21 protein-coding genes are annotated in these 22027 nt (G+C 64.1%); 17 read left to right on the top strand and 4 right to left on the bottom strand.

Translation table 11 applies throughout. From position 1 onward, the window contains the following. Positions 1-375: 375 nt before the first annotated feature. The 3 genes from JQ628_RS20655 to JQ628_RS20645 all read left to right on the top strand — a co-directional run bounded on the left by JQ628_RS20655 (position 376) and on the right by JQ628_RS20645 (position 3182). On the top strand, positions 376-930 hold the full coding sequence (locus tag JQ628_RS20655; RefSeq protein WP_212224930.1) for a MarR family winged helix-turn-helix transcriptional regulator: 555 nt from the start codon (positions 376-378) through the stop codon (positions 928-930). Between the two features lie 104 nt (positions 931-1034). Continuing rightward, the gene (locus JQ628_RS20650) at positions 1035-1781 is read left to right on the top strand and encodes a response regulator transcription factor (RefSeq protein WP_212224929.1); all 747 of its coding nucleotides are present in this window, start codon (positions 1035-1037) and stop codon (positions 1779-1781) included. A 12-nt stretch (positions 1782-1793) separates the two neighbouring features. Then, the gene (locus JQ628_RS20645; RefSeq protein ID WP_212224928.1) at positions 1794-3182 is read left to right on the top strand and encodes an ATP-binding protein; all 1389 of its coding nucleotides are present in this window, start codon (positions 1794-1796) and stop codon (positions 3180-3182) included. Between the two features lie 273 nt (positions 3183-3455). On the opposite strand, the gene JQ628_RS20640 is transcribed toward JQ628_RS20645, so the two are convergent. Together JQ628_RS20640 and JQ628_RS20635 are read right to left on the bottom strand one after the other, a co-directional pair. Further along, positions 3456-3998 carry a DUF3617 domain-containing protein gene (locus JQ628_RS20640; RefSeq protein WP_212224927.1) on the bottom strand — a complete coding sequence of 181 codons (543 nt, stop codon included), beginning with the start codon at positions 3996-3998 and terminating at the stop codon, positions 3456-3458. 42 nt (positions 3999-4040) lie between these two features. Then, the gene (locus JQ628_RS20635) at positions 4041-4334 is read right to left on the bottom strand and encodes a hypothetical protein (RefSeq protein WP_212224926.1); all 294 of its coding nucleotides are present in this window, start codon (positions 4332-4334) and stop codon (positions 4041-4043) included. A gap of 166 nt (positions 4335-4500) precedes the next feature. Here JQ628_RS20635 and JQ628_RS20630 point away from each other — a divergent pair, with 166 nt between their 5' ends. The 4 genes from JQ628_RS20630 to JQ628_RS20615 all read left to right on the top strand — a co-directional run bounded on the left by JQ628_RS20630 (position 4501) and on the right by JQ628_RS20615 (position 7215). Then, complete coding sequence (locus tag JQ628_RS20630; protein WP_212224925.1) at positions 4501-4968, top strand: hypothetical protein; 468 nt, start codon at positions 4501-4503, stop codon at positions 4966-4968. Between the two features lie 102 nt (positions 4969-5070). Then, positions 5071-5760, top strand: coding sequence for a ribonuclease T2 family protein (locus JQ628_RS20625; RefSeq protein ID WP_212224923.1), 690 nt, complete (start codon positions 5071-5073; stop codon positions 5758-5760). Positions 5761-5877: 117 nt separating this feature from the next. Continuing rightward, positions 5878-6738 carry a 23S rRNA (adenine(2030)-N(6))-methyltransferase RlmJ gene (locus JQ628_RS20620; protein ID WP_212224921.1) on the top strand — a complete coding sequence of 287 codons (861 nt, stop codon included), beginning with the start codon at positions 5878-5880 and terminating at the stop codon, positions 6736-6738. Positions 6739-6999: 261 nt separating this feature from the next. Further along, a complete protein-coding gene (locus tag JQ628_RS20615) occupies positions 7000-7215 on the top strand; it encodes a cold-shock protein (protein ID WP_212224919.1) in 216 nt (71 codons plus the stop codon). Between the two features lie 97 nt (positions 7216-7312). Here the strand turns inward: JQ628_RS20615 and JQ628_RS20610 are convergent, their stop codons facing one another. Beyond that, a complete protein-coding gene (locus JQ628_RS20610) occupies positions 7313-7948 on the bottom strand; it encodes an outer membrane protein (protein ID WP_212224917.1) in 636 nt (211 codons plus the stop codon). Between the two features lie 226 nt (positions 7949-8174). Here JQ628_RS20610 and uvrC point away from each other — a divergent pair, with 226 nt between their 5' ends. The 6 genes from uvrC (at position 8175) to JQ628_RS20580 (ending at position 14189) form a co-directional block, all read left to right on the top strand. Further along, the gene (uvrC, locus tag JQ628_RS20605) at positions 8175-10256 is read left to right on the top strand and encodes an excinuclease ABC subunit UvrC (RefSeq protein ID WP_212224915.1); all 2082 of its coding nucleotides are present in this window, start codon (positions 8175-8177) and stop codon (positions 10254-10256) included. A 92-nt stretch (positions 10257-10348) separates the two neighbouring features. Then, positions 10349-10963 (top strand): CDP-diacylglycerol--glycerol-3-phosphate 3-phosphatidyltransferase, encoded by a 615-nt coding sequence (pgsA, locus tag JQ628_RS20600; RefSeq protein ID WP_212224913.1) that lies wholly within the window; start codon positions 10349-10351, stop codon positions 10961-10963. Then, positions 10960-11211 (top strand): molybdopterin converting factor subunit 1, encoded by a 252-nt coding sequence (gene moaD, locus JQ628_RS20595; protein ID WP_212224911.1) that lies wholly within the window; start codon positions 10960-10962, stop codon positions 11209-11211. The genes pgsA and moaD overlap by 4 nt, the downstream gene beginning before the upstream one ends. 15 nt (positions 11212-11226) lie before the next feature. Then, entirely contained in the window at positions 11227-11694 is a 468-nt protein-coding gene (locus JQ628_RS20590) for a molybdenum cofactor biosynthesis protein MoaE (RefSeq protein ID WP_212224910.1), read from the top strand. Continuing rightward, positions 11694-12656, top strand: a complete 963-nt coding sequence (prmB, locus tag JQ628_RS20585; protein ID WP_212224909.1) for a 50S ribosomal protein L3 N(5)-glutamine methyltransferase — start codon at positions 11694-11696, stop codon at positions 12654-12656. Before JQ628_RS20590 ends, prmB begins: the two co-directional genes overlap by 1 nt. A 186-nt stretch (positions 12657-12842) precedes the next feature. Then, entirely contained in the window at positions 12843-14189 is a 1347-nt protein-coding gene (locus JQ628_RS20580) for an aspartate aminotransferase family protein (protein ID WP_212224908.1), read from the top strand. Positions 14190-14582: 393 nt separating this feature from the next. Here JQ628_RS20580 and JQ628_RS20575 read toward each other — a convergent pair whose 3' ends face one another. Next, a complete protein-coding gene (locus JQ628_RS20575) occupies positions 14583-16616 on the bottom strand; it encodes a methyl-accepting chemotaxis protein (RefSeq protein ID WP_212224907.1) in 2034 nt (677 codons plus the stop codon). 376 nt (positions 16617-16992) lie between these two features. Here JQ628_RS20575 and JQ628_RS20570 point away from each other — a divergent pair, with 376 nt between their 5' ends. The 4 genes from JQ628_RS20570 to JQ628_RS20555 all read left to right on the top strand — a co-directional run bounded on the left by JQ628_RS20570 (position 16993) and on the right by JQ628_RS20555 (position 21975). Next, positions 16993-17478 carry a (2Fe-2S)-binding protein gene (locus JQ628_RS20570; RefSeq protein WP_212224906.1) on the top strand — a complete coding sequence of 162 codons (486 nt, stop codon included), beginning with the start codon at positions 16993-16995 and terminating at the stop codon, positions 17476-17478. 88 nt (positions 17479-17566) lie between these two features. After that, a complete protein-coding gene (locus JQ628_RS20565; protein ID WP_212224905.1) occupies positions 17567-19906 on the top strand; it encodes a xanthine dehydrogenase family protein molybdopterin-binding subunit in 2340 nt (779 codons plus the stop codon). Positions 19907-19919: 13 nt separating this feature from the next. Next, positions 19920-20720, top strand: coding sequence for an FAD binding domain-containing protein (locus tag JQ628_RS20560; protein WP_212224904.1), 801 nt, complete (start codon positions 19920-19922; stop codon positions 20718-20720). A 148-nt stretch (positions 20721-20868) separates the two neighbouring features. Continuing rightward, entirely contained in the window at positions 20869-21975 is a 1107-nt protein-coding gene (locus JQ628_RS20555) for a CaiB/BaiF CoA transferase family protein (protein WP_212224902.1), read from the top strand. Positions 21976-22027 lie beyond the last annotated feature (52 nt).

The following is a 22027-nucleotide window of genomic DNA, read 5'->3' as shown; positions in this document are numbered from 1 at the left end:
GCTGCCGGAGCCGGCGCGGCTTCCGCGCCCGTGCTGGCCCGGTTCAGGGCGGATGTAGAAACTGCCATGGCTCTCTCCCGGATCGGCGCGAAAAACGCGCCCGCGCCGCGGCGCTTGTTGGTTGGCCTGGGGCCTCGCCCCGCCCGTCTTGCGGCGGGTTACCACAGTGGCAAGTCACGAGGACATGCTTTTGCGGGATGGCGAAGTCCAGTATGTTTGCCGAAATGCCGCTCGACAATCTCACGGTAGACCATTGGCGGCCCTTATCGCCATCGCTGGCTGTCTCAGGCCGTTTCATGCTTTGCCGCAGGCAAAACGATCTAATGTTTCGCCGTGGCTGGCAGTTTTGTAACATTGAACCCAAGATATGTCAATATGGCTGACATAAATTTCTCAAGGCCTTCAGCAGAAGGTGATTCGAGGGCAACCGAGGCTGCGCCCGCGACGCCGCGCGGCGGCGATTTGCGCTGGGACATCATCGAGCTGCTGTTCTTTGCCTACCGGGACTTTGTCGGCGATGCCGATCATGAGCTGGAGGCCTTCGGGTTCGGCCGCGCGCATCACCGGGTGCTGCATTTCGTCCACCGCTATCCCGGCCTGAAGGTCGCGGATTTGCTCGACGTCCTGCGCATCACCAAGCAGTCGCTCGGGCGCGTGCTCAAGCAATTGCTCGACGAAGGCTACATCGTGCAGAAGACCGGCAACAACGACCGGCGGCAGCGCCTGCTTTATGCCACGCCCAAGGGTGAGGCGCTGGTGGCAAAACTCGCCGGGCTCCAGACCGACCGCATCAATCGCGCCATCGCCGATATCGGCCCGGCCGGCACCGAAACCGTGCGCCAGTTCCTGCGCGCGATGATCGACCGCGACGATCCCGACAAGGTGCTGGAGACGATCTTTGCGGCCGGCACGGGCGCACGGGCGGGATGACTTTCTTCGAATCGTCATCCCGCTCTATCGTTTTGTTTGAGCATGATCTTTTCGGAAAACCGGGACCCACTTTTCCGGATCATGCTCCAGGAAGGGACGAACGAGTGACCCAAGGAACTCCTGGCGCAGCAACCAGCGCGGCCACGATCTCCCGCGCGCCGGCGCAGCCGGCCGACGACGCACCGCATATCCTTTTGGTCGACGACGACCGCCGCATCCGCGATCTTCTCCAGCGCTTCCTGACCGGGGAAGGCTATCGCGTCACCACTGCGATGAGCGCCAGCGATGCACGCGCCAAACTGCTGGGACTGCATTTCGATCTGCTGATCCTCGACGTCATGATGCCCGGCGAGACCGGCTTCGACCTCGCGCGCTTCATCCGCAAATCCTCCAATGTGCCGATCATCATGCTGACGGCGCGCCATGAGGCGGAGGCCCGCATCGAGGGCCTCCAGATCGGCGCCGACGACTACGTCGCAAAACCGTTCGAGCCGCGCGAGCTCGTGCTGCGCATCGGCAACATTCTCAAGCGCACCGCGCCGCCGCCGGTGGAGGTGATGGAGCAGATCGCGTTCGGGCCTTACATCTTCCACATCGAGCGCGGCGAATTGCGCGAGGGCGAGGAGATCATCCATCTCACCGACCGCGAGCGCGAGATGCTGCGCATTCTGGCTGCAAGTCCCGGCGAGACCGTGCCGCGCGGCGCGCTGACCGGCGGCGGCACCGTCAACGAGCGCGCCGTCGACGTGCAGATCAACCGCCTGCGGCGCAAGATCGAAAAGGATCCCGCCAATCCGCTGTTCCTCCAGGCGGTGCGCGGCATCGGCTACCGCCTGGTCGCAGCTCCCTAAGGCCGGCTTTTCATGAGCACGCTCGACACCGGCCTCACGCTGATCCGCAACGCCTCGCAGCGCGTCTCGCGAGTCAACGGCCGGATGAACAACACGTTCAAGAGCTGGATGCCGACCGGCCTCTATGCCCGCGCGCTGCTGATCATGATCGTGCCGATGGTGATCCTCCAGTCGGTGGTGGCGTTCGTGTTCATGGAGCGGCACTGGAACACGGTGACGCGGCGCCTCTCCACCGCCGTGGTGCGCGACATCGCCGGCCTGATCGACGTCTACAAGGGCTATCCGCAGGACAAGGACCGCGCCTTGCTCCGCCGCATCGCGCAGCAGCGGCTTGGCCTCGTGGTGGATTTCCTGCCGCCCGGCGACATGCCGCAGCCGGGCCCAAAGCCGTTCTTCTCGCTGCTCGACCAGACGCTGTCGGTGCAGCTCGGCCGGCAGATCGCGCGTCCCTTCTGGATCGACACGGTCGGCCGCTCCAACCTCGTCGAAATCCGCATCCAGCTCGATGACGCCGTGATGCGTGTGTTCGCGGAGCGCAGTTCGGCCTACGCCTCCAACTCGGAAATCTTTCTGTTCTGGATGCTCGGCACGTCGTCGATCCTGCTGATCGTCGCGGTGCTGTTTTTGCGCAACCAGATCCGGCCGATCCTGCGGCTGGCGGATGCCGCAGAAAGCTTTGGCAAGGGCCGCGAGGTGCCGAACTTCCGGCCGCGCGGCGCGCGCGAGGTCCGCCGCGCCGCGCATGCGTTCCTCGAGATGAAAGCGCGTATCGAGCGTTCGATCGAGCAGCGCACTGCGATGCTGGCCGGCGTCTCGCACGATCTGCGCACCATCCTCACCCGCTTCAAGCTCGAGCTCGCGCTGATCGGCGACAGCCCGGAAGTCGACGCCATGCGCAAGGACGTCGACGAGATGTCGGCGATGCTGGAGGCTTATCTGGCTTTTGCGCGCGGCGATTCCGGCGAGAACGCGCAGCCCACCGACATGTCGGCGGCGCTGGAGGAATTGCGTGGCGATGCCGAACGTCACGGCCACAAGGCAACCGTCGCTTTCCACGGACTGCCCGTGGTCACGGTAAAGCCGGCCTCGTTCAAGCGCTGCCTTGCCAACCTCGTCTCCAATGCCGCGCGGCACGCCAACGCAATTGCCATCACGGGCCATCGCGACCACCGCTACCTCACCGTGACGGTCGACGACGACGGCCCCGGCATTCCGCCCGGGATGCGCGAAGAAGTGTTCAAGCCGTTCCTGCGACTTGATGACGCCCGCAACCAGGACGAAGGCGGCACCGGCCTCGGCCTTGCCATCGCCCGCGACATCGCCCGCTCCCACGGCGGCGACATCACGCTCAGCGACAGCCCGATGGGGGGATTGCGGGCGAGTGTAAGGGTGCCGGTGTAGAGCATCCAACGGCACTGCGACTGAGTATGTGGCCCATCCTTCGAGACGCACGCTTGCGCGTGCTCCTCAGGATGAGGTCTGGAGGTTGTGGCGATGCTCGTCCCAAGCCGTCATTGCGAGGAGCAAAGCGACGAAGCAATCCAGCTTGCTGCGGCAAAGGAAGCTGGATTGCTTCGCTTCGCTCGCAATGACGAGGTCTCTCATGGTGAGGAGCGCGGCAATGCCACGGATCTCGAACCACGAGGCCCAGAATGCAACCTCAAAAAACGAGCGCTACTTCGCCGGCGGCTTCGGCAGCATGGACTTCATCTTTTCGAGGTCCAGGATGTTCATCTTCATGCCGCCGGGCATCACGATGTCGCCGGGCTTCTGGTCGGCCTTGCAGGCGCCCAGCCATTTCGCCTCGATCGTGGTGGCGGCATCGCGCGGCGCGCCGCTTGGGCCGCGTTCGCTGTGCGAGGTCGATTTCACGGTGTAGGCGGAATTGAAATCGCCGGTGATCTCGGCGTGCGAGGTGATGGTCATGCCGGCAACCCCGCAAACGGAATCGGTGACATAGCCGGTCGCGGTTTTCTGCACGTCCTGCTTCGAGCAGATGTCCTTCGACGGCGACAGCGAAGTGCTCATCTGCCGATCGGTGGTGGCGTCGGTGCATTGCTGCATCGTCATCTCCGGCCCGGACGAGCCGGCGCGCTGCACCTTCATTTCCCACAGGCCGGCTTTGCGGATCGGCAATTCCACCGCGGCGGCCGCCACGACGGGCCACAGCGCGAAAAGACAGACCAGAGACCGAATGCAACCAAGCTGCCGCGTCATGCTGCGCTCCAGTCTGGACATCAGATGAGGAGAAACCGCGGCCTAGTAGCGAACGGACAGCGGCCGCTCTGCGGCGCCATAAGGCACCCAGCGGCAGGCAAAGGAAATGTAGCCGCCCGGCTGCGCATCGACGCCGAGGAATTTCACCACCTTGCCGTAGCGGGCGCAGTGGTCGACCGCGAGCTGGCGGGCGTCGGCCTGCTGCGCCAGGCTGAAGGCAATGATGCCGCCGGTATCATTGCCCTTGAACGGCGGCACCCAATCGAAGAAGGCCTGCGCCGGCATTGCCGCCAGCATTCCGCCCATCAAGAGGCTCGCCGCCAAAATTTTCCGCATCGCCGACTCCATTTCACGCTCCCGCACCTTAGAGGGCATCGCCGGAAGTGAAAAGCGCGCGCGGGCCCTAAGCCGCTGAATTCTCGGCAAGTGTTGCCGCGCTGCACTTGACCTTGTCAGCCCTTCGCGGCACCGTTCCACACTCTGAATGATGCGGCGGATTCCCATGCGCGACCTGTTCAAGAACGTCAGAAAAGCCGGCCTCGGCGCGGCGCTGGGCCTCGTTTTTGTGCTGTCTGCATCCGGCGGGGCGCAGGCTGCCAATCCGCTGGAGCTGAATTTCTGGCTGTCCGGCCCGCGTTATGACGGCGCGGTTGCCGAATGCGAGCGCGCGCTGCCGACCATCGCCTCGCAGTTCCAGGAAAAGGAAAGCAAATTCTGGAATTCGCCGCTGGTGATCACCGGCTATGGCCGGATTCATGAAACGGCCTTCCGGCCGTGGCAGTCGGACAACATCCCGCGCCGCTTCTGCTCGGGCGACGTGATGCTGAGCGACGGCAAGATGCGCCAGGTGCACTACTCGATCATCGAGGATGGCGGCTTTGCCGGCTTCGGCCAGGGCGTCGAATGGTGCGTCACCGGCCTGGACCGCAACTGGGCCTACAATCCCAACTGCAAAGCCGCCCGGCCCTGATCTGCCGTGCCCTAGGGGCGGCTGACAGCTCCCGCCATTTTGTTCTTGAAATGTTCCTTTTCCCTGCTAGGCTCCCGGCCGTCTGGTGAGAGGGGCGGCGTCATGTTTCATTCCCTGTCGGTGCTGATTTCGCGGGTCCTGGTTTCGCTGGCGGTGCTGCTCGGCCTGCTTGGCACGGCCGGGGCACAGGACCGGCGGCAAAACGCGCCCGGCGAGTTCGACTTCTACGTGCTGGCGCTGTCCTGGTCGCCGTCCTTCTGTGCCGCCGCTGAGGAGCGCGGCAACGCCCATCGCTCGCAGGCCCAATGCAGCGAGCGGCCGTTCTCCTTCGTGGTGCACGGCCTGTGGCCGCAATACGATCGCGGCTTTCCCGAATATTGCAGGCGGCCCTCGCCGCGGCTGGAGCGCGGCATCATGATCTCGATGCTCGACCTGATGCCGGCGCCGGGGCTGATCTACAACGAGTGGGACAAGCACGGGACCTGCTCGGGGCTCGGCACCCGCGCCTATTTCGAAATGATCCGCAAGGCGCGCGCGGCGGTCAAAATTCCCGACGAATTTCTCGAACTGTCGAAGCCGAAGCTGATCGCGCCGGAAGAGCTGGAGGCCGCCTTCATCAAGGTCAATCCGGGCCTGAGCGCCTCCGCCATCTCCACTACCTGCGACAGCAAGCGCCTCAGCGAAGTGCGCATCTGCATGAACAAGGACCTGCAATTCCGTGCCTGCGAGGAAATCGACCGCCGCACCTGTCGCCGCGACCAGGTGCTGATGCCGCCGGTGCGCGGCGGGTAAGAACTGCTCTTTCCGCCGTCATTGCGAGGAGCGAAGCGACGAAGCAATCCATACCGCCGTTTTGACACTCAATGGATTGCTTCGCTACGCTCGCAATGACGTGGTAACCCCTCTCCCATGAACTACCGTCACGCCTTCCACGCCGGCGGCTTTGCCGACGTCATCAAGCACATCGTGCTGGTGCGCATCCTCACGCATCTACAGGAAAAGCCGGCCGCCTTCCGCGTCATCGACACCCATGCCGGCGCCGGAATCTATGATCTCTCCGGCGAGGAGGCGCGCCGCAGCGGCGAGTGGCTGACCGGCATCGCACGGCTGATGCAGACGCGCTTTTCGGAAAGCGCCCAGCCGCTGGTCGGGCCTTACCTGGATATCGTCAGGGCCTTCAATCAGAAAGCCGAGCTTGCCGCCTATCCGGGCTCGCCGCTGATCGCGCGTGCGATGCTGCGGCCGCAGGACCGCCTGACGGCCTGCGAGATCGAGCCCGGCGCGCGCAAACGCCTGATCGACGCACTGCGCCGCGATGCCCAGGCCCGCGTCGTCGATCTCGACGGCTGGACCGCGCTGCCGGCTTTCGTGCCGCCGAACGAACGGCGCGGCCTTGTGCTGATCGATCCGCCGTTCGAGGCAAAGGACGAGTTCGAGCGGATGGCCGACGGTTTTGCGGCGGCCTTCGCCAAATGGCCCACCGGCGGCTATTTGCTCTGGTATCCCGTGAAGAGTCGGCGCGCCAGCGACACCCTCGCCCGCTATGTCGCCGAGGTCGCGGAAAGGGCAAAACCCGCCGGAAAATGCCTGCGCCTCGAATTTTCCGTCGCCCCGCAAGAGGCCGGCGGCCCCCTGGTCTCGACCGGATTGCTGATGGTCAACCCGCCCTGGAAGCTGGCTGCGGAGTTGAGGACAATTCTACCTGAATTAGAAAAGCCGCTCGGCCAGGGCGGCGCCGGCCGCTTCCGGCTCGAAACGCCCAAACCCTGAGCGGGACGGCGCGTACGCCGAAAATCCGTTTTCTGCCATGGTCAATTCGCCGGGAACCGTATTATGCTCAGGGCGGACTGGCTTTACGTTCCGCTTCCGCGAATGGTTGCGGCGGAGTGACAAGGCCTAACAAGGAACCAGGCGCGCCGCAAATTGCGGGCGGCCCGCCAAGGTGGCCATGCTTTCCGGCAGTGAATGTCCGGTCGGGTCGAACGCGCGATTTGCGCGTCACGGCGAAGCAGTACGGGGGAGGATTTCCCGATGGCCATGACAGGGACAGTCAAGTTTTTCAACGGTGAGCGCGGCTATGGCTTCATCAAGCCGGATGATGGCGGCCGCGACGTGTTCGTTCACATCACGGCGGTGGAGCGCGCGGGATTGAAGGATCTCATCGAGGGACAGCGCATCACCTTCGAGGTCGAACCGGACAAGAAGGGCAAGGGGCCCAAGGCGGTGAACCTCGTGGTTGGCTCGTAGCAACGCCCGCTCACCGGCAAGCACAAAAAAATCCCGGCCGCACGCGGCGGCCGGGAGTGAAGACGTCCAAGTGTTCTTGTTGGCGTGTTTCCTGTCGTCAGAAGCGGTAGTTCACGCCGGCGCGGAACGTGCCGAAGCTGTATCCGTTCGACATGCCGGTGATGGCAAAGTTGCTATTGGCCAGATCGACATAGAGATATTCGACCTTGGCGCTCCAGTTGCGGGTCAAGCCGACCTCGGCGCCCAGACCCGCGGTCCAGCCGACATTGGTGTGGGATTCCGTCAGGCCAAAGGTGTTGGCGCGCAGTTCGCCGAAGGCGAGACCAAAGGTGCCGTAGACCAGGATGTTGTTGAAGGAATAACCGCCGCGGCCGCGCACCGTGCCGAACCAGGGATTGGAAAATTTCCAGGGCGCAAAGGTGTCGTCGGCGCCGGTGGCCTGGATGTCGCCTTCGAGACCGAACACCCACGGCCCCTGCTGGAAATTGTAGCCAAGCTGCGCGCCGCCGGCGACGCCGCTCGGCTTGGTCCAGTTGTTGTCGACCGAGCCCCAGGCGTAGCCGACGTTGATGCCGAGATACGGGCCCATCCAGCTATAGGTGAGCGGCTGATTGACGGCGGTATAGCCCCCGCGCTGACCGTAATTGAAATCCGCCGCCGCGGCCTCCATCGTCCACCCCGCCGACAGCAGCGCGACTGCCGCGCCGACACATCTGGCCCCGAACCTGGTCATCGGTACTCTCCACTCACGCAACTGCCGTGCCCGCCGGTTCGGAAGCCCCGGCATGGTTACGGAATTCCATTTTTTTCGCGTAGGATTTATCGAGAGTTTTAAGTTAAAGGCTTGTTAAGCCCGGTTTACCGTCCGCTCATCATTCTTAAGGATGTGTTACCGGCGGGGGTGTGCACGACCGTCCCTCGCGCTGGCGAGGCAAGCTTCGAAATCTTAAATTGCCGCCATGACTGACGATTCCACCGAACATCCGAAGCCGGCAGGCGCGCGGAAGCCGCGCCGCGGTTCCGGGCCCGATCTGCCGCCGGAACTTGCCGCTCCCGATGTCGATCCCGCAACGACCGCCGCCGAGGAGGACGACGAGGCCCGCCTGCCCGAGTTGCAGGAGGAACCCACCGAGGCCGTCGCCGAAGGCCCGCTGGCGGTCGGCCATGCCGCGATCGAGAACGCGGTGCGGCTCGCTCCCCAATCCCCCGGCGTCTATCGCATGCTCAACGCGGCGAACGACGTGCTTTATGTAGGCAAGGCCAAGAACGTCAAAAAGCGGCTGACCTCCTACGCGCGCGCCAACGCGCCGCAGCCGGCGCGCATCCTGCGCATGATCGCCGCCACCGTGAATGTCGAGATCGTCTCGACCAGGACGGAGACCGAGGCGCTGCTGCTGGAAGCGAACCTCATCAAGCAGCTCCGGCCGCGCTTCAACGTGCAGCTCCGCGACGACAAGTCGTTCCCCTATATCCTGATCACGGGCGATCACTGGGCGCCGCAGATCCTGAAACACCGGGGCGCGCAGACGCGGCCCGGCCGCTATTTCGGACCGTTCGCTTCCGCCGGCGCCGTCAACCGCACCATCACGGCGCTGCAGCGCGCGTTCCTGATCCGCTCCTGCACCGACTCGTTCTTCGAGAGCCGCACACGTCCCTGCCTGCTCTACCAGATCCGGCGCTGCTCGGGTCCGTGCACGCGTGAGATCGATTTTCCCGGCTATACCGAACTGGTGCGCGAGGCGACCGACTTCCTGTCCGGCCGCAGCCATGCGGTGAAGCAGGAGCTTGCCGCCGAGATGGAAAAGGCATCCGGCGAACTCGAATTCGAGACCGCGGCGCTGTATCGCGACCGCCTCGCCGCCTTGTCGGCGATCCAGTCGCAGCAGGGCATCAATCCGCGCACCGTGGAGGAAGCGGATGTTTTCGCGATCCATCAGGAGGGCGGCTATTCCTGCGTCGAGGTGTTCTTCTTCCGCACCGGACAGAACTGGGGCAACCGCGCCTACTTCCCGCGAGCGGAAAAGTCGTTCACGCCGGAAGAGGTGCTGGGCGCCTTCCTCACGCAGTTCTACGACGACAAGCCGCCGCCAAAGCTCGTGCTGCTCTCGCATGAGGTCGAGGAGACCGCCCTGCTCACTGAGGCGCTGTCGGTCAAGGCCGGATACAAGGTCGAAGTCTCCGTGCCCAAACGCGGCGAGAAAAAGGAATTGGTCGCGCATGCGCTGACCAATGCGCGCGAGGCATTAGGCCGCAGGCTCGCCGACACCGCGACCCAAAGCCGCCTGCTGGAAGGCATGGCCACCACACTCGCTCTGCCGCACGCGCCGAAGCGGATCGAGGTCTACGACAACAGCCACATCCAGGGCACCAACGCGGTCGGCGCCATGATCGTCGCGGGGCCGGATGGCTTCATCAAGAACCAGTATCGCAAGTTCAACATCAAGTCCGAGAACCTCACGCCCGGCGACGACTATGCGATGATGCGCGAGGTGCTGGAACGGCGCTTCAAGCGCCTGCTCAAGCCGGCCGACGATGATGCGGCGAAGGCCAAAGGAAATGTAAAGGCGGACGACGATTCATTTCCGCAATGGCCCGACCTCGTCATCATCGATGGCGGACGCGGCCAGCTCAATGCGGTCAGAGAGATCTTCAACACGCTCGGCCTGACGCAGGTCTCGCTGCTTGCGGTCGCCAAGGGCCCGGACCGCGACGCCGGCCGCGAGACGCTGTTCATGCCGGACCGCGAGGCCATCAAACTCGAACCGCGCGACCCCGTGCTGTATTTCATCCAGCGGCTGCGCGACGAGGCGCATCGATTCGTGATCGGCTCGCACAGAAAACTGCGCAAGAAGGACATCCGCGAGGCCGGGCTACAGGAAATTCCCGGCATCGGTCCGTCGCGCAAACGCGCCCTGCTGCACCACTTCGGCACGCTGAAGGAGATCGAACGGGCCTCGATTGCCGACCTCGGCAAGGTTCCTGGGGTCAGCGCCGAAAGCGCGCGCAAGATCTTCGAATTTTTCCACGCCCAGCCCGGTTAAATCCGGCACAGGACGTTATATTTACGTCATGTCCCCCCGATCATGTACGCTCCGGTGTTGACCTAGCTGCCCCGCCGGTATTGGTAAGACGGATGAACATCGCGACCACCAGGCCTCAGTCCAAGAGCTTTTCGATTCCGAACATCCTGACCGTGGGGCGCATCGCCGCCATCCCGGTCGTGGTCGGCTGCGTCTATGTGCAGTCCATCCTGGACGGGCCGCTCTGGCTGCGCTGGGTGGCGTTGGCCGTGTTCATTGCCGCCGGAGTCACCGATTATCTGGATGGCTACTATGCGCGAATCTGGGATCAGCAATCCGCCTTCGGCCGCATGCTGGATCCGATTGCGGACAAGCTCTTGGTCGCCTCGTGCCTGCTGATGCTGGCGGCCGACAACAGCATTCATGGCTGGACGCTGTGGGCGGCCATCGTGATCCTGTGCCGCGAGATTCTGGTCTCTGGCCTGCGCGAATATCTCGCCGCACTCCGCGTCAGCGTGCCCGTGACAAAACTGGCGAAATGGAAGACCACCATCCAGCTCGTCGCGATCGGCTTCCTGATCGCGGGCGAAGCCGGCGAGCAGGTCTTTCCGGCGATCACGCTGATCGGCATCATCCTGCTGTGGCTGTCCGCGATCTTCACCATCTACACCGGCTGGGATTATTTCCGCGCCGGCATCCATCACCTCATCAAGGAGGATGAGGGATGAAGGTCAAATATTTCGCCTGGGTGCGCGAACGCGTCGGCAAGGCGGAAGAGACCGTCGAGCCGCCGGCGGATGTGCGCACGATTGACGATCTCATCGCCTGGCTTTCCCGACGCGGCGAGGATTATGCCTATGCCTTCGAGAAGCCGAAGGTGATCCGCGCCGCGATCGATCAGGCCCATGTCAAATCCGATGCAGTGATCGCCGGCGCCCGTGAGATCGCGTTCTTTCCGCCGATGACCGGCGGCTGAAGACAAAGCTTTCCGATGACGATCGCCGCGACCATCCGAATCCAGCAAGGCGATTTCGACGTCGCGCAGGAGATCGCACGCTTAAGCAAGGGCCGCACCGATATCGGCGCCGTCGTCAGCTTTTCCGGCATCTGCCGCGGCACCGAAGATTCCGAGCCGATCGCGGCGCTGACGCTCGAACATTATCCGGGCATGGCGGAAGCCGAGATCAAGCGCCATGCCGATGAAGCGATTGCGCGCTGGCCGCTACAGGGCCTGACCATCATCCATCGCTTTGGCCGCATCGCGCCCGGCGAAAACATCGTGCTGGTCGTCACCGCATCTTCGCACCGCCAGGCCGCGTTCGAGGCCGCCGAATTCCTGATGGACTACCTCAAGACCAACGCGCCGTTCTGGAAGCAGGAAGAGAGCGCGCGCGGCAAGAGCTGGATCGAAGCGCGCAGCCACGATGACGACGCGGCCGCGCGCTGGAAAAAATCCTGATGGCCAAGCGCGCAAAGCCGGCCGCGAAGCGCCGCATCGTCGCAAAATCGCCTAAGGTCGCCGCGGGCGAGTTGCTGACGCTGCTCGATTACGTTCGCTACGCCGTCAGCCGCTTTGCAGAAGCAAGGCTCGTATTTGCGCACGGCACCACCGATCCGGTCACGGAAGCCGCGTTCCTGGTCTGCGAAAGTCTTCACCTGCATCCCGACCAGTTCGAAAGCTTTGCCACCGCCCGCGTCACCGCGGCGGAAGGCAGGAAGATCCTCGACCTGATCGAGCGCCGCGTCGCCACGCGCAAACCCGCGGCCTATCTGGTCAACAAGATATACATGCGCGGCCTGCCGTTCTATGTCGACGAGCGCACGATCGTGCCGCGCTCCTTCATCGGCGAATTGCTGGATTCGCATTTCGGCGGTGATGCCGATCACGAAGCCACTTCGCTGATCGGCGATCCCGCCGAGGTCGAAAGCGTGCTCGACCTCTGCACCGGCTCCGGCTGCCTTGCGGTTCTCGCCGCGCGGCATTTCCCCCACGCCGCGATCGATGCGGTGGATATTTCAAAGCACGCGCTCGCGGTCGCCGCGCGCAACGTGTCCGATCACGGCCTCGAAGATCGCATCACGCTGCACCGCGGCGATCTGTTCGCGCCGCTCGGCGGCAAGCGTTACGACCTCATCATCTCCAACCCGCCTTATGTCGATGCCGAGGGCATGGCCGCACTCCCGCTGGAATGCCGGGCCGAGCCGAAGATCGCCTTTGACGGCGGCGCCGACGGGATCGACATCGTCCGGCGCATCCTCGACGAGGCCAAGGCGCATCTGAACCCGCAGGCCGGATTGTTGTGCGAGGTCGGCCGCTGCCAGCCGGCACTGACGGAAGCCTACCCGCAATTGCCGCTGCTCTGGCTCGATACCGAGGATTCCGAGGGCGAAGTGTTCTGGATCGCCGCGTCTGATCTGTGAAGCATGATCCCGGAAAGTGGGCACCGGTTTCCGGAAGGGATCATGCTCAAAATCAGGGGGCAGGTATTCGCGCAGTCCGCCGGATTGGGCGGAAATAACGCGGCCCCCGACGTTCCCGTTGCGCGGCGAAGCTGATAGCCTGCACACAAATTCACCACGCCCCCACACCCCCTTGAAGAGGCCGCCATGCTGGACAAGAGCCCGAACGCGTCAGCCGTCAATGTTCCCAACGACCTTGCCGCGCACTGGATGCCGTTCACCGCCAACCGGGCGTTCAAGAAGAACCCGCGCCTGCTCGCCGGCGCCAAGGACATGCACTACATCACCGTCGACGGCCGCAAGCTGATCGACGGCGCCTCCGGCATGTGGTGCACCAATGCCGGCCATGGGCGCACGCAGATTTCCGAGGCCATCGGCAAGATGGCCGCGACGCTCGACTACGCGCCGCCGTTCCAGTTCGGCATTCCGCAGGCCTTCGAGCTTGCCAGCCGCATCGCCGAGCTCGCGCCCGACGGGCTCGACCATGTCTTCTTCTGCAACTCCGGTTCGGAAGCAGCCGACACTGCGCTGAAGATCGCAATCGCCTATCACCAGATCAACGGCCAGGGCAGCCGCACCCGCCTGATCGGCCGCGTGCGCGGTTATCACGGCGTCGGTTTTGGCGGCACCGCCGTCGGCGGCATCGTCGGCAACCGCAAGATCTTCGGCTCGCTTTTGGCCGGCGTCGATCACCTGCCGCACACCTATGACCGCGAGAAGCAGGCCTTCTCCAAGGGCGAGCCGGAATACGGCGCACATTTCGCCGATGAACTGGAAAATCTCGTCAACCTGCACGGCGCCAACACCATCGCCGCCGTCATCGTCGAGCCGATGGCGGGATCGACCGGCGTGCTGCCGGCGCCGAAGGGCTATCTCAAGCGCTTGCGCGAGATCACCCAGAAGCACGGCATCCTGCTGATCTTCGACGAGGTCATCACCGGCTTCGGCCGGCTCGGCTATGCCTTCGCCGCCGAGCGCTACGGCGTGCTGCCCGACCTGCTCACCTTCGCCAAAGGCGTTACCAATGGTGCGGCTCCCATGGGCGGCGTGCTTGTGCGCGACACCATCCATGACGCGTTCATGACCGGTCCCGAGCATATGGTCGAACTGACCCATGGCTACACCTACTCGGCCCATCCGCTCGCCTGCGCGGCGGGCCTTGCCACGCTCGACATCTACCGCGACGAAAAACTGTTCGAGCGTGCCAACAAGCTCGAGTCGAAATTCGCCGACGCCGTGATGTCGCTGAAGGGCCAGCCGAACGTGGTCGATATCCGCACCGTGGGCCTCACCGCCGGCATCGATCTGAGCTCGCTGCCGGACGCGGCCGGCAAGCGCGGCTATAACGGCCTCGTCAGCGCCTTCAACGACCACGACCTGATGCTGCGCGTCGCCGGCGATACGCTGGTGCTGACCCCGCCATTGATCATCAGCGAGGATCAGGTCGGCGAAATCGTCGACAAGATCGGCAAGGTGATCCGCGCGGTCGCGTAACACCACCTCTCGTGTCCCGGCCTCCGAGCGGGGACCCATCTCTCTACATTTCTAACTGATGCATGGGCCCCGGCTCTGCGCGGGCCATCGCATATGAGCGAGGATTGCTGAGGCGGCTTCCGTGTGGCCATCCTTCGAGACGCCCGCCTTTGGCGGGCTCCTCAGGATGAGGTCTTGTTTCGCGGTGAAATCCTGGACCCTCATGGTGAGGAGCGCCGCTTGCGGCGCGTCTCGAACCATGAAGGCCGGGTTCGCTCACACACTCAAATGGATCATATGCGATAGCCCAGCTCGTCCTGGGGAAACGCATGTGCCCATCCTCGAGCCGCGGTCGCGCCGGGCCTCAGGATGAGGCCGGCGGGCGCCGCCGCAGATCGATGCGAGTAACGCGTCTCACGCCGCGCGAATATTCGCCATGAAGCGGTCGAGCTCTTCGCGCAGCCGCGCGCTTTCGCTCGAGAGCGTGCGCGCGGAGTTCAGCACCTCTTCCGAAGCCGACCCCGTTTCGGTGGCGCCGCGGTTGACCTGCAGGATATCCGAAGCAGACGCTTCCGTGCCCTGCGCGACCTTCTGAACGCTGCGGGCGATTTCCTGCGTTGCCGAACCCTGCTCCTCCACGGCGCTGGCGATGGTCGCGGAGATTTCGGAAATCTTGCCGATGGTGCCGCCGATCTCCTTGATGGCTGCGACCGATTCCTGGGTCGCGCCCTGCATGCCCGAAATGTGGTTGGAGATTTCGTCGGTCGCCCGCGCGGTCTGGCCGGCGAGCGACTTCACTTCGGAGGCGACCACAGCAAAGCCGCGCCCGGCATCGCCGGCGCGCGCGGCCTCGATGGTGGCATTGAGCGCCAGCAGGTTGGTCTGTTCGGCAATCGCGGTGATCAGCTTCACGACGTCGCCGATCTCCTGCGCCGCGCGCGACAATTTTCCGATCCGGCCGTCGGTCTGTTCGGCCTGACGCACGGCGTCATCGGCGATCTCGGCCGATTCGCGCACGCGCCGGCCGATCTCGTCGACGGAGGCGGAAAGCTCTTCGGTTGCGGCCGCCACCGACTGCATGTCGCTGGAGGCCTGTTCCGAAGCACCGGCAACCTGGCTCGACAAGCCTTGCGTGCTTTCCGCCGTGCGGGTCAGCGTGCCCGCCGCCGATTCAAGCTGCACCGCGGAGGCGGAGACATTGGACACGATCGAGCCGACTGCCGCCTCGAATTCGTCCGCGAAGCGGATCAGCTCGGCGCGGCGTACGGCGCTGGCGGCCTTGTTCTGCGCTTCCTGCGTCGCCGCATCGCGTTCGGCCTTGGCGATCGCCTGCACCTTGAACTCTTCCACCGCGCCGGCCATCTCGCCGAGCTCGTCCTTGCGGCCAAGGCCCGGCAGCACGACGTCGAAATTGCCGCCGGCGAGTTCGCGCATTGCCTTGCACATCGCGATCATCGGCCGCGAAATGCCGCGGCCGAGCAGCAGGGCGAGCACGGCGCCGAGCAGGAAGCCGCCGATAGCCAGCACCAGGATCAGCCGTTCGGTATCTGATATCGATGCGTTCGATTCGGATTCAAGCCGCTGCTGGTCGGCGACCAGGGCGGCCTTCATGGCGCCGGCGCCCTTGATGATCTCATCCGCCGATTCGCCCATCTCGGTGACCAGCCCGTCGATCTGCTTCTTGCTTTCCATCAGCTTGGTCAGCGCGTCGCGGTAGGTCGTCAGCAGCGCACCGATCTCCTTGACGATCGGGCCGACCTTCTCGTCGGCCGCGGGAATGGTCTTCAACGCGTTGTCGAGGAAGCTCAGGCGGCTGAGGGTGCTGGTTGCCGCCGCCTGGTTGCCGCTGGCGACGAAATTGTTGGTCGCGATCTTGATCGACTGAAACTGGCCCATGATGTTCTTGGCCTGGAATTCGACGGCCTGGAGGTCGGCCTCTTTCGCGGTGCTGGAAAGATCGTCGAACTTGTATTCCAGCGACATCTCGCTGCGGGTGAGCGCGTTCTTGGTGAGATACTCGCTCTCTTCCTTTACCTTGACGATCTCGGCGAAGATTTTCGTGAAGGCGCGGAATTCACGCGCCAGCTTCGTCACCTGCTCGAGTGCCGCCGGGCTGGCGGTGCCCTTCATCGACTGGTCGATCGCATCCCTCAGGCCGGCCTCGGCGGCCAGTGCCGCCTTGGCGTCCTCTTCCTTGGCGGTGACGACGTAATAGCGCGCCAGCGCGCGGTAGGAGATCAACTCGCGGTCGATGTTGCGCGCGAGATCCGCCTCCGTCACGCTCTTGCGGTAAGCGGCTACGCCGTCGGAAACGCGCTCAAACCCGAAATAGGCAAATCCCATGCTGGCTGCGGAGATCGCCAACACCGCGGCAAAGCCGAGCATGATCTTGGCGCGGAACCGCAAGGTCGGGATCCCTACGATCCCGGCACGCCTGGACATCCCCATCCCAACCCCCGTCGTTTCTCAATACCTACCCACGCCGGAAGCACGTGCTGCCAGCCCCCTACGTAAAACTACGGCAGAATGGATAAGGGTGAGTAAATCCGGGCTGGGTCCCCCAAGGTTGCAAGACTTCGGGTTACAAGATTTGGGATTGCAAGACCAACTCGGTCAATGAACCAGCGCTGAGGGCCACCTCGCATCGGCCGCGCAAAACGCGCCCCCGGATGGCATTCGGCGGCCACCACAAGTCCGCATGCGAACCGCGCCTCATAAAAGCGTCATCGACCAATCCGCCGGCACCAGACCAAAATCCTTGTTGCCAAGTTCCTCCACCCTGTTTCTAATTGGAATAATTCAAAAACACCGGGAGGAGTGAGGCGTGTCTACAGTCAAACTGACAGTGAACGGCAAGGCTGTCTCGGCCGATGTCGAGGACCGGACGCTTCTGGTCCATCTGCTGCGCGAAAATCTCAACCTGACCGGCACCCATATCGGTTGCGACACCAGCCAGTGCGGCGCCTGCACCGTCCATATCGACGGGCGCGCGGTCAAATCCTGCACCGTACTGGCGGCGCAGGCGGCCGGCAGCAACGTCACCACCATCGAGGGCATCGCCAGGGGCGACGAGCTGCATCCGATGCAGGCCGCGTTCCGCGACAATCACGGCCTGCAATGCGGCTTCTGCACGCCCGGCATGATCATGGCGTCGATCGACATCGTGCATCGCTATGGCGGCAAGCTGGACGAGGCCACGGTCCGACACGAGCTCGAAGGCAACATCTGCCGCTGCACCGGCTACCACAACATCGTCAAATCGGTGCTGGACGCCGCCGGCCGCATGAAGGTCGCGCAGGCCGCCGAGTAGCGGCCCGCAGCAGAATACTCGAATTCAACACCGCCGCTTCGATGGAGACGGCGGGAAATCAAAAATCTCCGGTCGGGAGGACAGGACCATGGGCGTTGAAGGCATTGGCGCAAGCGTCGTGCGCAAGGAAGACAAGCGATTCATTACCGGCAAGGGCCGCTATGTCGACGATATCAAGCTGGTGGGGTGTACCCACGCCCATTTCATCCGAAGCCCGCATGCACATGCCAAGGTAAAGGGCATCGATTCCACGGAAGCGATGAAGATGCCGGGCGTGATTGCGGTGCTGACCGGCCAGCAGCTCGTCGACGACAAGATCGGCAATCTGATCTGCGGCTGGGCCATCACCTCCAAGGACGGCTCGCCCATGAAGATGGGCGCATGGCCGGCGATGGCGCCGGAGACCGTGCGCTTTGTCGGCCAGGCGGTCGCGGTCGTGATCGCCGAGACCAAGAACCAGGCCAAGGACGCGGCCGAGGCTGTTGTCGTCAATTACGAAGAGCTGCCGGCGGTCGCCGACGTCCGCGCCGCGATCAAATCAGGCGCGCCGCAGCTCCACCCGGAAGCACCGGGCAACATCATTTATGACTGGCACCTCGGCGACGAAGCCGCCGTCAACGCCGCCTTCTCCAAGGCCGCGAACGTGGTGAGCCTCGACCTCACCAACAACCGCCTGGCGCCGAACGCGATGGAGCCGCGCGCGGCGATCGCCGACTACGATGCGGCGGAAGAGCATTTTACGCTCTACACGACGTCGCAGAATCCGCACGTCGCCCGCCTCGTGCTGTCGGCATTCTATAACGTCGCGCCCGAGCACAAGCTGCGCGTGATCGCGCCCGATGTCGGCGGCGGGTTCGGGTCGAAGATCTACATCTATCCGGAAGAGATGGTGGCGCTGTGGGCGTCGAAGAAGGTCGGCCGTCCCGTGAAATGGACCGGCGACCGCACCGAAGCCTTCCTGACCGACGCGCATGGCCGCGACCATGTCAGCCATGCCGAGATGGCGTTCGACAAGGACAACAAGATCCTTGGCCTGCGGGTGAAGACCCACGCCAATTTCGGCGCCTATATGTCGCTGTTCTCCTCGGCCGTGCCGACCTATCTCTACGCGACGCTGCTGTCGGGCCAGTACCTCATCCCGGCGATCTATGCCGAGGTGATCGCCGTCTACACCAACACCACGCCGGTTGATGCCTATCGCGGCGCCGGCCGGCCCGAGGCGAGCTATCTGCTCGAACGCATGATGGAGACCGCGGCGCGGCAGTTGAAGGTCGATCCCGCCGAACTGCGCAAGAAGAACTTCATCACCAGCTTCCCCTATCAGACGCCTGTCATCATGGCCTATGACGCCGGCGACTTCCACGCCTCGATCGACGCCGCGATGAAGGCCATCGATTATGCCGGCTTCGCAGCCCGCAAGGCCAAGGCCAAGTCGGAAGGCAAGCTGCGCGGCATCGGCGTCTCCTGCTACATCGAGGCCTGCGGCATCGCGCCGTCGAAGGCGGTCGGCAGCCTGGGGGCCGGCGTCGGCCTGTGGGAGTCGGCGGAAATCCGCGTCAACCCGGTCGGCACCATCGAGGTGCTCACGGGTACGCACAGCCATGGCCAGAGCCACGAGACTACCTTCTGCCAGATCATCGCTGAGCGACTCGGCGTTCCCATCAGCCAAGTTTCGATCGTGCACGGCGATACTGACAAGGTGCAGTTCGGCATGGGCACCTACGGCTCGCGCTCGATCGCGGTCGGCGGCACCGCCATCGTCAAGGCGATGGAGAAGGTCGAAGCCAAGGCCAAGAAGATCGCGGCCCACGCGCTGGAAGCGAGCGAGAACGACATCGTCATCGAGAACGGCGAGTTCAAGGTGACCGGCACCGACAAGTCGATCGCGCTGCCGATGGTCGCGCTCGCGGCTTATACCGCCCACAATCTGCCCGACGGGATGGAGCCGGGCCTGAAGGAAACCGCCTTCTACGATCCGACCAACTTCACCTTCCCGGCCGGCGCCTACATTTGCGAGGTCGAGGTCGATGCCGCCACCGGCAAGACCTCGTTCGTGAATTTTGTCGCCGCCGACGACTTCGGGCGCCTCATCAATCCGATGGTCGTGGAAGGCCAGGTCCATGGCGGCCTCGCCCAGGGCATCGGCCAGGCGCTGCTCGAGCACGCCGTCTATGACGGCAACGGCCAGCCGGTGACGGCGTCGTTCATGGATTACACCATGCCGCGCGCCGACGATTTGCCGTCGTTCAAGGTGTCGCACACCACGACGCTGTGCCCGGGCAATCCGCTCGGCGTCAAGGGCTGCGGCGAGGCCGGCGCGATCGGCGCTTCGGCCGCCGTCATCAACGCCATCACGGATGCGATCGGCAACAACAAGCTGGAAATGCCGGCGACGCCCGACCGCGTCTGGCATGCCATTCACGGTTGAGAGGAGAGCTAGCATGTACGAGACCACTTATCATCGCCCCTCCTCCATCGACGAAGCCGCCGCGCTGTTCTCCAAGGGCAAGGAGGCAAAATATCTCGCCGGCGGCCACACGCTGATCCCGGTGATGAAGCAGCGCCTTGCTTCGCCCTCCGACGTGATCGATCTCGGCAAGATCAAGGAACTGATCGGCGTCGAGCCGTCGGGCGACGGGATCGTGGTGAAGGCGGCGACCACCCATTACGACGTGGCGACGAGCGACACCGTGAAGAAGGCGCTTCCGGCGCTGGCTTACCTCGCATCGCTGATCGGCGATCCCGCCGTGCGGCATCGCGGCACCATCGGCGGCTCGCTCGCCAACAACGATCCTGCGGCCGACTATCCCGCAGCCGTGCTGGCAACCGGCGCGACGGTCAAGACCAACAAGCGCACGATTGCCGCGGACGAATTCTTCAAGGGCTTGTTCTCGACCGCACTGGAAGATGGCGAGATCATCACAGCCGTCTCGTTCCCGGTGCAGGCCAAGGCGGGCTACGCGAAATTTCCGCATCCGGCCTCGCGTTTTGCGCTGACCGGGGTGTTCGTCGCAAAGACCCCGTCGGGTGACGTCCGCGTCGCCGCTACTGGCGCATCGCAAAACGGCGTCATGCGGATACCGGCGATCGAAGCGGCCTTGAAGGCGAACTGGTCGGCGGGCGCGCTCGATGGCGTGAGCATTTCTGCCGATGGCCTGCTCAGCGACATCCACGGTTCCGCGGACTATCGCGCCAACCTGATCAAGGTAATGGCGCAACGGGCAGTTACCGCCGCCGGCTAGCGCCTCAACGCAATAAGTCATGCAAACGGCGCGCGGCGATGCGCGCCGTTCTGCTTTTGGGGCGCATTCCCGGGAAATGCCGCTTGCCACCCGTCGCCGGAGGCGAGACAATTTAATCAGCCAATTAACAAAACTCGGTGGAAACGACGTGCTCGACAAACCCGCTGCCCAATCTGCAACCCGCACCTCCGGCCCGCTCGCGGGTTTCCGCATCGTCGAATTCGCCGGCATCGGCCCCGGCCCGTTCGCCTGCATGATGCTGGCCGATATGGGCGCGGAAGTCGTCACGCTCGACCGCGTCGGGGCGGGCAAGAATTTGAAGGCGGTGGCCGTGCGTGGCCGCAAGGTCGTCGAGCTCGATTTGAAGGACAAGGCGGCCGCCGCGCAGGTGCTGGACCTGCTTGCGAATGCCGACGCGCTGATCGAGGGTTTTCGCCCCGGCGTGATGGAGCGGCTCGGCCTTGGTCCTGATGTCGTGCTGGCACGCAACCCAAAACTGGTCTACGGCCGCATGACCGGCTGGGGCCAGGAAGGCCCGCTGGCCAACGCCGCCGGTCACGACATCAACTACATCTCCATAACAGGCGCGCTGGCCGCGATCGGCACCAAGGAGAAGCCTGTACCGCCGCTCAACCTCGTCGGCGATTTCGGCGGCGGCGCGCTTTATCTGGTGGTCGGCGTGCTCGCAGCGCTGCTGGAAGCGCAAAAATCCGGCAAGGGACAGGTGGTGGATGCCGCGATGTGCGACGGCGCGGCCTCGCTGATGTCGATGTTCTTCGACATGAGCGCGATGGGCCGCTGGAGCGAAGGACGCGACCAGAATTTCCTCGACGGCGGCGCGCATTTTTACGGCGTCTATGAATGCTCCTGCGGCAATTTCATCTCGATCGGTTCGATCGAGCCGCAGTTTTACGCGCTGCTGCGCCAGCATGCGGGCCTGACCGATGCCGATTTCGACGCGCAGATGGACCGCAAGGCCTGGCCGGCGCTGAAGGAGAAACTTACAAACGTGTTCAAGAGCAAGACGCGCGAGGACTGGTGCAAGATCATGGAGGGCACTGACATCTGCTTTGCGCCGATCCTGACCATGAAAGAGGCGCCAAAGCATCCGCACATGGCCGCGCGCGGGGTATTTGTGGAGCGCCACGGTGTGACCCAGCCGGCGCCGGCGCCGCGCTTCTCGCGCACGCCGTCAGCGATCCGCGAGCCGGAGGTCGCAGAACTCGGCGCGATTGCGAGTGCGTGGAAGCGGTGAGGTAGCGACACCCGCGGTGCTTATCCCGCCCCACAAGGGGGCGGGATAAGAG

This window comes from Bradyrhizobium lablabi (assembly GCF_018129385.1).
Taxonomy (GTDB): Bacteria; Pseudomonadota; Alphaproteobacteria; order Rhizobiales; family Xanthobacteraceae; genus Bradyrhizobium; species Bradyrhizobium lablabi_C.
This window is presented reverse-complemented; position numbering and strand designations above follow the sequence as displayed.

Excerpts from the sequence above, each read along its gene's own strand:
- JQ628_RS20655 (WP_212224930.1), top strand. The coding sequence starts at position 376 with ATGGCTGACATAAATTTCTCAAGGCCTTCAGCAGAAGGTGATTCGAGG.
- JQ628_RS20645 (WP_212224928.1), top strand. The coding sequence starts at position 1,794 with ATGAGCACGCTCGACACCGGCCTCACGCTGATCCGCAACGCCTCGCAG.
- JQ628_RS20640 (WP_212224927.1), bottom strand. The coding sequence starts at position 3,998 with ATGACGCGGCAGCTTGGTTGCATTCGGTCTCTGGTCTGTCTTTTCGCG.
- JQ628_RS20635 (WP_212224926.1), bottom strand. The coding sequence starts at position 4,334 with ATGCGGAAAATTTTGGCGGCGAGCCTCTTGATGGGCGGAATGCTGGCG.
- JQ628_RS20630 (WP_212224925.1), top strand. The coding sequence starts at position 4,501 with ATGCGCGACCTGTTCAAGAACGTCAGAAAAGCCGGCCTCGGCGCGGCG.
- JQ628_RS20625 (WP_212224923.1), top strand. The coding sequence starts at position 5,071 with ATGTTTCATTCCCTGTCGGTGCTGATTTCGCGGGTCCTGGTTTCGCTG.
- JQ628_RS20620 (WP_212224921.1), top strand. The coding sequence starts at position 5,878 with ATGAACTACCGTCACGCCTTCCACGCCGGCGGCTTTGCCGACGTCATC.
- JQ628_RS20615 (WP_212224919.1), top strand. The coding sequence starts at position 7,000 with ATGGCCATGACAGGGACAGTCAAGTTTTTCAACGGTGAGCGCGGCTAT.
- JQ628_RS20610 (WP_212224917.1), bottom strand. The coding sequence starts at position 7,948 with ATGACCAGGTTCGGGGCCAGATGTGTCGGCGCGGCAGTCGCGCTGCTG.
- uvrC (WP_212224915.1), top strand. The coding sequence starts at position 8,175 with ATGACTGACGATTCCACCGAACATCCGAAGCCGGCAGGCGCGCGGAAG.
- pgsA (WP_212224913.1), top strand. The coding sequence starts at position 10,349 with ATGAACATCGCGACCACCAGGCCTCAGTCCAAGAGCTTTTCGATTCCG.
- moaD (WP_212224911.1), top strand. The coding sequence starts at position 10,960 with ATGAAGGTCAAATATTTCGCCTGGGTGCGCGAACGCGTCGGCAAGGCG.
- JQ628_RS20590 (WP_212224910.1), top strand. The coding sequence starts at position 11,227 with ATGACGATCGCCGCGACCATCCGAATCCAGCAAGGCGATTTCGACGTC.
- prmB (WP_212224909.1), top strand. The coding sequence starts at position 11,694 with ATGGCCAAGCGCGCAAAGCCGGCCGCGAAGCGCCGCATCGTCGCAAAA.
- JQ628_RS20580 (WP_212224908.1), top strand. The coding sequence starts at position 12,843 with ATGCTGGACAAGAGCCCGAACGCGTCAGCCGTCAATGTTCCCAACGAC.
- JQ628_RS20575 (WP_212224907.1), bottom strand. The coding sequence starts at position 16,616 with ATGGGGATGTCCAGGCGTGCCGGGATCGTAGGGATCCCGACCTTGCGG.
- JQ628_RS20565 (WP_212224905.1), top strand. The coding sequence starts at position 17,567 with ATGGGCGTTGAAGGCATTGGCGCAAGCGTCGTGCGCAAGGAAGACAAG.
- JQ628_RS20560 (WP_212224904.1), top strand. The coding sequence starts at position 19,920 with ATGTACGAGACCACTTATCATCGCCCCTCCTCCATCGACGAAGCCGCC.